We start from the raw sequence: 7132 nt of genomic DNA on the forward strand, positions 1-7132 counted from the left end.
ATTGTAAAAACCATTTACAACCACCTAATAACTTAAATACAAGTATGTTAATAAAATTCGATTGATAAAGAGGTAATGCCTTAGTAGCTATTCTAACTTGTATTTTGTATCATAAAAAGGATGGAAAAAACCTCAAAAATTTATTCATCCTTTTTGTTGTTCACGACAAGCCTAGATTGTCGCTGTTAGTTGTTTTTCTAATCCAGCTAATTTCTGTGAAAGAAGTTCCATGTCCCTGCTCACCTTCTCGTTCGTTATCTTTGCATAAATCTGCGTGGTTTTTATATTTGTGTGGCCTAGAATTCGACTTACGGTTTCAATGGGCATACCTTTCGCCAATGTAAGCGAAGTTGAAAAGGTGTGGCGTCCCACGTGGAAAGTAAGTTTAATCTTGAATCCGCATTGTTTACCGATGTTTTTCAATATATTATTACATGACCAGTTACTTGGAACGGCAAATAAACGATCATCCCCGGTTTTGCCTTCATATTTTGCAATTATTCGTTTGGGCACATCCAATAGTCGGATATTCGAATCGACATTTGTTTTCTGCCTACGCGTGATGATCCATAAATGGCCATCCAAAAATGTTTGCAGGTTATTCTTGGTTAAATTTTTAATATCGGAATAGGCTAATCCCGTAAATGCCGCAAAAACAAATAGATCACGTACAAGCTCATAGGATTTATTTTTCATGGGGGCTTTCATTAACAATTGTAATTCCTCTTCCGAAAGAAAGCCCCGATCCACTTGTTCAGGACTGATCATATAACCTGCAAATGGATTAACAACAAGCAAACCTTCATTTCGTGCAACGGAGATAATATGCTTTACTCCGATCATATACAACCAAATTGTATTTGTACAACACCCCCGGACCGTGCGTAAAAAATGCTCGAAACCGTTAATAAAAGAGAGATTTAATTCCTTTAATGATATATCTTCACGATTATATTCTTTCAGAATGTAAGCTTGCATTAGTTTATAAAGATTACAATATTTTTTGTACGTATTCAAGGTTCGACCGTTACCTACCTTACGAGCAAATAATTCATTATGCCAAGCGAACAACTTGAGAAACATGTCTTGCTTTATACCAATTCCCAAATAAGCATTTTTTACTTGTTCTGCTGTAACACCTCCACCCGCTTGTATGATTTCTTGATAACGATTGTTTATTGTTACCCGAATTTGTTCCAACTGCCGGTTTATATCTTTCGCTTTCTCACTTTTTCCCATGGCTTTCCCTGCCTTACTATCCCATAATTCAGGGGGAACACTCATTTTAAGACTGAATTGAACAATTCCCTTGTTTATAGTTATCCTTCCCATTAATGGTAGGCTGTTATCACTTTTGGGAACGTTACGCTTGACGTAAAATAACAACTTGAATGTACTACGCATAATTCTTAATTTTTTTATAATTGATAAGAAGTTAAAATAAAGTAAACACTTCCCATTTGACAAATTTTAGATATAATGAAGTTTACTCTTGCATCATTTATCATTCAAGAGTACATATAAAAAAGCAATTCTTTCATCTCTAAAAAGTAAAACTTAAAGTACAAGAATTGTTTAAAGTATATTTGCAGCTTGCTAAATCAAGGTAACGGATAAGTAACTGAACAAACTCTTTATTATATTTCAATATTTGAAAGGAAACAAAAATGCAATCTCTATATTTCATCTTGCAAAGATAAATTACAGGGAGTTTATATAATCCAATATTGTATGACGCTTAAAGCTTTTCAAACAATTTTTCCAACAAGATAGTCAACTTTCCTAACAAGACTTCATTCATTGTCATTAACTTTCTGACTTCTTCATCTCTAGCTTGTAATGAGGACGCCTGTTTGTCTACAATTTCTACAAGATGGCGAACCGTGAGTTCGTCGTTATCCCGCACAGAAAGATCTCCAGAAGTTTCCGTCATTGCTGCATTACCCTTACGATATTTATCACCTTCACCTGTTAGAAGCCATCTTCGATTTACTCCCAATAAACGACTCATCACTTCCAACTTTGTGGTGTCTGGTTTTGTTTTATTCTTTAAGTAGTTGGAAATCGTTGTTGCAGACATATGTAAAGCTTTCGCTACTTTATATTTTGTGTACCCCTGCTCGTCCATTACCTTTTGTAATCTTTCTGAAAATGACATATCGTGTTATTTAGAATTACTATAAATTATGTTACTTTGTCGAAAATAATCCAACATAAATTTGTTTTCATCCAAATTTGTATTACCTTCGTACATCGTTTGTTACAAATATAGCGATTATTGGTGAAATCCCCAAGCAATTGGGGTATGTTAATCGGTTGGTGATGTGAGGAGACAAAGCATTTTCCCGTTATGCTTTTGTCTCCTCTTTGTATTTCTCAGGTATACCTAATTTATTATACACAAAATTCATATACTATATTTATAGTAACAATTCTTCGCATAACTACCTCACATATATTTCTATAACACAAAGAATTAAATAATAACCACATCCTTCGGTTTTCTTAATATGGAATTCAGAATCTATTGAAACAAGATCTGCACATGTTTCTTTTTCTAGATTATTTTATTTCAATCGAAACTAAAATACTTTTCTTTTGTTTCGATTCTAGTAAAAAAATTGCTTTTTAATTTTGATATGTTTCGTTTTATTCATTTCTTTGTAGTGAAAAATAAAATTTCATACACATGAAGCAGAACGAAACTACACAATCGTTTGATGTGATAATCATCGGAGGTGGCGCTACCGGCGCCGGAACTGCCAGAGATTGCTCTCGCAGGGGTATAAAGACACTTCTATTGGAAAGATTCGACATCTCTACCGGTGCTACGGGGAGAAATCACGGCTTATTGCATAGTGGAGCCCGTTACGCCGTGACTGACAAAGAGTCCGCAGAAGAATGTATCAAAGAGAATATGACGCTCCGCAAAATTGCCAGTCATTGTGTAGAAGAAACAGATGGTTTATTCCTCAGTTTACCCGAGGATGATCTCAGCTATCAGGCCAAATTTGTCGAGGCATGTAAGCAGGCGGGAATTCGTGCGGACATCATCGACCCGAAAGAAGCATTACGTCTAGAACCATCTGCAAACCGGGATATTATCGGGGCGGTAAGAGTACCGGATGGCGCCGTGGACCCGTTTCGCCTGACGGCATCCAATGTGATGGACGCCAAACTGCATGGAGCAACGATACTCACATACCAAGAAGTCATCGAGATCATACGAGAGCAAAATCGGGTGATTGGAGTAAAAGTTCTAGATCATAAAACAAACGAAATCAAATCCTATCATGCTACTATTGTTGTCAATGCCGGAGGGATCTGGGGACATAATATAGCAAAACTTGTGGATATTAATATAAACATGCTGCCTTCGAAAGGAGCATTACTGATTTTTGGACATCGAGTAAACAACATCGTCTTGAACAGGTGTCGCAAGCCAGCCGACGCTGACATTCTTGTTCCGGGCGACACGATCTGCCTCATTGGAACAACATCTAGTAAAGTACCTTTTGAAGAAATTGATCACATGAAAGTAACCCCGGAAGAGGTTGACGTGCTGTTACGAGAAGGGGAAAAGATGGCACCCATTCTGGCTCAAACTCGTATATTAAGAGCATATGCCGGAGTGCGGCCGCTAGTTGCGTCTGACAACGATCCAAGCGGCCGAAGTGTAAGTCGGGGAATCGTGCTCTTGGATCATGCAACCCGTGACGGGTTGGAAGGATTTATCACAATCACGGGGGGAAAATTAATGACCTACCGGTTGATGGCCGAGTGGACAACAGATTTGATATGTAAAAAACTCAACCTTTCAGCCATTTGTACGACAGCCACGGAAAAGCTTCCTGGTTCAAGGGAGAGCATAGAAGAAATTAGCAAAAAAATTATATCCGTACCTCTTACGCAACGCAATTCGACTATTTACAGGCATGGGGATATGGCCGATCGTTTTTCTGAAAATACGCCATTAGACAATAGCTTGATATGTGAATGCGAAGAGGTTTCTGTTGGCGAGGCAAAATACGCCTTAAACGAGCTGGATGTAAACAATCTGGTTGACTTGAGACGAAGAACTCGCGTTGGCATGGGAACCTGCCAAGGAGAACTTTGTGCGTGTCGTGCCGCCGGTTTAATGAGCGATATGAATAAAGTATGCACGAATAGAGCCAAAGCAGATCTTGCTTCTTTCTTGAACGAAAGATGGAAAGGGATGTCGCCCATTGCCTGGGGAGACACGTTGCGCGAGAGTGAGTATACGGCCTGGATTTATGAAGGCGTTTGTGGTTTAACATCATCATCTAAGAAATAACATGAAATTCGATACAATCATCATCGGTGGTGGCTTATCCGGCTTAATCAGTGGAATTTATTTGTCCCAACGGGGGCAGCGATGTGTTATCATATCATCGGGACAAAGTGCTTTGCATTTTTCTTCCGGTTCATTTGATTTGTTAAATAATTTACCCGATGGGACAAGCGTCCAAAAGCCATTGGATGCGATAAGCGAACTTGTCAAACAAGCTCCCACGCATCCTTATGCCAAGCTTGGCGAAACCAAGTTTAAGGAATTAGCCCAACAAGCGGAAGAATTTTTTAAAAATGCAGGAATTTCGACCCAAGGGGATCACGAAGAGAATCATTATCGAGTGACTCCAATGGGGACATTGAAGCCCACCTGGCTCACGCTTAAAAATTTATTAATAAGCGAAAACGAAAAATGTTTACCAATCCAGCATCCGGGCATCTTTAACATCACGGGATTCCTTGATTTTTACACGCGATTCATCGCGGATGAATTCCTAAAAATGGGAGCCAAATGCAGTATTCATTCTATCAATTTCCCGGCTCTTGAAAATTTGCGCAAGAATCCGACAGAGATGCGCTCCGTTAATATTGCCCGGGTATTTGACAAGCAAGAAAATATAAAAGAATTAGCCCGAATACTAAAAGCGGAAAGCGGAAATTGTGATTCAATTATTTTACCTGCGATCACGGGGTTGAATCGGGAAGATGTGGTAGATTACTTGCGAAAAGAAATCAACAAGCCAATCTATCTCTTGCCAACTCTTCCTCCTTCCGTTCCTGGTATACATACACAACAAAAACTTCGTTCTGTTTTCCAGCAAAATGGAGGAGTTTTCATGCTGGGAGATAATGTTTTACGCGCAGACATAAAAGGAAACAGGATTTCACAGATTTACTCTTTCAATCATGGGGACATTCCTTTCGTTGGACAAAATTTTATTCTTGCCACGGGAAGTTATTTCAGCCAAGGATTGATTGCCAGTACAGAAAAAATATACGAACCAATTTTTGATCTCGATGTAACATTTACCCCGAATAGGACACAATGGTATAACAGCGATGTATTTGACACACAACCTTATCAATCTTTCGGGATCAAAACCGACAGCACGTTCCGTTGTACCCGAGAAGGCAAAATCTTTGAGAATCTTTATGCAGCCGGGGCAATCCTTGAGGGATTCAATCCTTTGAAAGAGGGATGCGGGGCTGGAGTTTCCATTTTGAGTGCCATGTATATAGCAGAACAGATTTTAAGTAAATAAAGAAGCCATGAATCTCCAACAACATAATATCAGCGACAACAATTTTGAACAATGTATCAAATGTACGATCTGTACCGTTTATTGTCCTGTAGCAGCAGTAAATCCCAATTATCCGGGTCCCAAACAAGCAGGCCCCGATGGAGAACGCCTACGGTTGAAGAAATTCAACTTCTATGATGAATCCTTGAAATATTGTATTAACTGTAAAAGATGTGAAGTCGCTTGTCCTTCGAACGTGAAAATCGGAGACATTATCCAAGCAGCTCGAATTAAATATAGCAAAAAACAACCGAAACTCCGGGACTATATTCTAGCTAATACAGATCTTGTCGGAACGTTATCCACCCCGTTTGCCCCGATCGTGAATACAACTTTGGGCCTAAAGCCAGTGAAGGCAATTTTGGATGGGGTTATGAAAATCGATCATCGACGCACGTTCCCCAAATACGCTTTCGGCACTTTCGAAAGTTGGTATAAAAAAGTCGCAGAGAAACAAGCCGCCTACCCAAGCCAAGTAAGTTATTTCCATGGATGTTACGTGAATTACAATAATCCTCAACTGGGAAAAGATTTAATTAAGGTCATGAATGCTTTTAGTATCGGGGTGCAACTTCTAGAAAAAGAAAAGTGCTGTGGGGTCGCCTTGATTTCCAACGGATTGATCAAACAAGCACAAAAACAGGCTCGTACGAATATAAATTCGATTCGGAAGTCCGTGTTGGAGAAGAAAATACCCGTGATAGCAACTTCTTCAACCTGCACGTTTACGATTCGAGACGAGTATCCTCACTTGTTGGATATTGATAACGCTGATGTTCGTGAGGACGTGGAGTTGGCTACTCGGTATATCTATCGTTTGTTAAGCCAAAAGAAAACAAAATTGAATTTTAAAACAGGACAGAAAATCAAAGTTGCCTACCACACGCCCTGCCACATGGAAAAACTGGGATGGGCTTACTATTCTATCGAGTTGTTGAAATTAATCCCGAATATCGAATTAACCATATTAGATTCGCAATGTTGCGGTATTGCGGGAACTTACGGTTTCAAAAAAGAGAATTATAAAACCTCTCAAGACATAGGAGAACCTTTATTCAAGCAAATAGAAGCACTTGACATTGATTACGTGGTTACCGATTGCGAAACATGCAAATGGCAAATCGAAATGTCTACCTCAAAACGTTGCGAACATCCTATATCAATATTAGCCAATGCATTAGAGTGATTTTAATTCCATCACTCTAATGCATTTTTGATTATATATCGAAAATCAATGTGTTAAAATCAAAATCCAAACGATTTTTTTTCGAAAAACATTTTGTTTTAAAATTCAATTCTCATACATTTGTTGCATAATGAAACAAAGTGATTGCGAAAAAGAAAGCAATCGATTTCGATTTCATTCGAGGAAGGAATAAGTGCGGCGTCCATTAAAAGAATGATAATTATGAATCGGCAAAGAAACACGATACAAGAATGTATTTTTGGGGGAGGATAGAACAAGTCCGTAAAGCAAAAAAAACGTGGAAGTGTGTTTATAACAAAATATTTTTACAATA

The 7132-nt window shown here is 38.6% G+C and carries 5 protein-coding genes; 3 read left to right on the forward strand and 2 right to left on the reverse strand.

Annotated elements, in window-relative coordinates:
* Positions 1-171: 171 nt before the first annotated feature.
* Together I2I33_RS19990 and I2I33_RS19995 are read right to left on the reverse strand one after the other, a co-directional pair.
* On the reverse strand, positions 172-1404 hold the full coding sequence (locus I2I33_RS19990; protein WP_118305833.1) for a site-specific integrase: 1233 nt from the start codon (positions 1402-1404) through the stop codon (positions 172-174).
* A 334-nt stretch (positions 1405-1738) separates the two neighbouring features.
* Positions 1739-2158, reverse strand: coding sequence for a helix-turn-helix domain-containing protein (locus I2I33_RS19995; protein WP_118305834.1), 420 nt, complete (start codon positions 2156-2158; stop codon positions 1739-1741).
* Positions 2159-2689: 531 nt separating this feature from the next.
* On the opposite strand from I2I33_RS19995, the gene glpA reads away from it, so the two are divergent.
* From glpA to glpC, 3 genes are read left to right on the forward strand one after another with little or no spacing between them, the layout of a single operon-like run.
* Positions 2690-4315, forward strand: coding sequence for an anaerobic glycerol-3-phosphate dehydrogenase subunit A (gene glpA / locus I2I33_RS20000; RefSeq protein ID WP_087421614.1), 1626 nt, complete (start codon positions 2690-2692; stop codon positions 4313-4315).
* A 1-nt stretch (position 4316) separates the two neighbouring features.
* Positions 4317-5573: a glycerol-3-phosphate dehydrogenase subunit GlpB gene (gene glpB / locus I2I33_RS20005; protein ID WP_087421613.1), complete on the forward strand. Its 1257-nt coding sequence runs from the start codon at positions 4317-4319 to the stop codon at positions 5571-5573.
* A 7-nt stretch (positions 5574-5580) separates the two neighbouring features.
* Positions 5581-6798, forward strand: coding sequence for an anaerobic glycerol-3-phosphate dehydrogenase subunit GlpC (glpC, locus tag I2I33_RS20010; RefSeq protein WP_087421612.1), 1218 nt, complete (start codon positions 5581-5583; stop codon positions 6796-6798).
* The last annotated feature ends 334 nt before the right edge of the window (positions 6799-7132 follow it).

The sequence above is a fragment of the Butyricimonas sp. BSD2780061689_150309_C8 genome (assembly GCF_015560935.1).
GTDB classification, from domain to species: domain Bacteria; phylum Bacteroidota; class Bacteroidia; order Bacteroidales; family Marinifilaceae; genus Butyricimonas; species Butyricimonas paravirosa.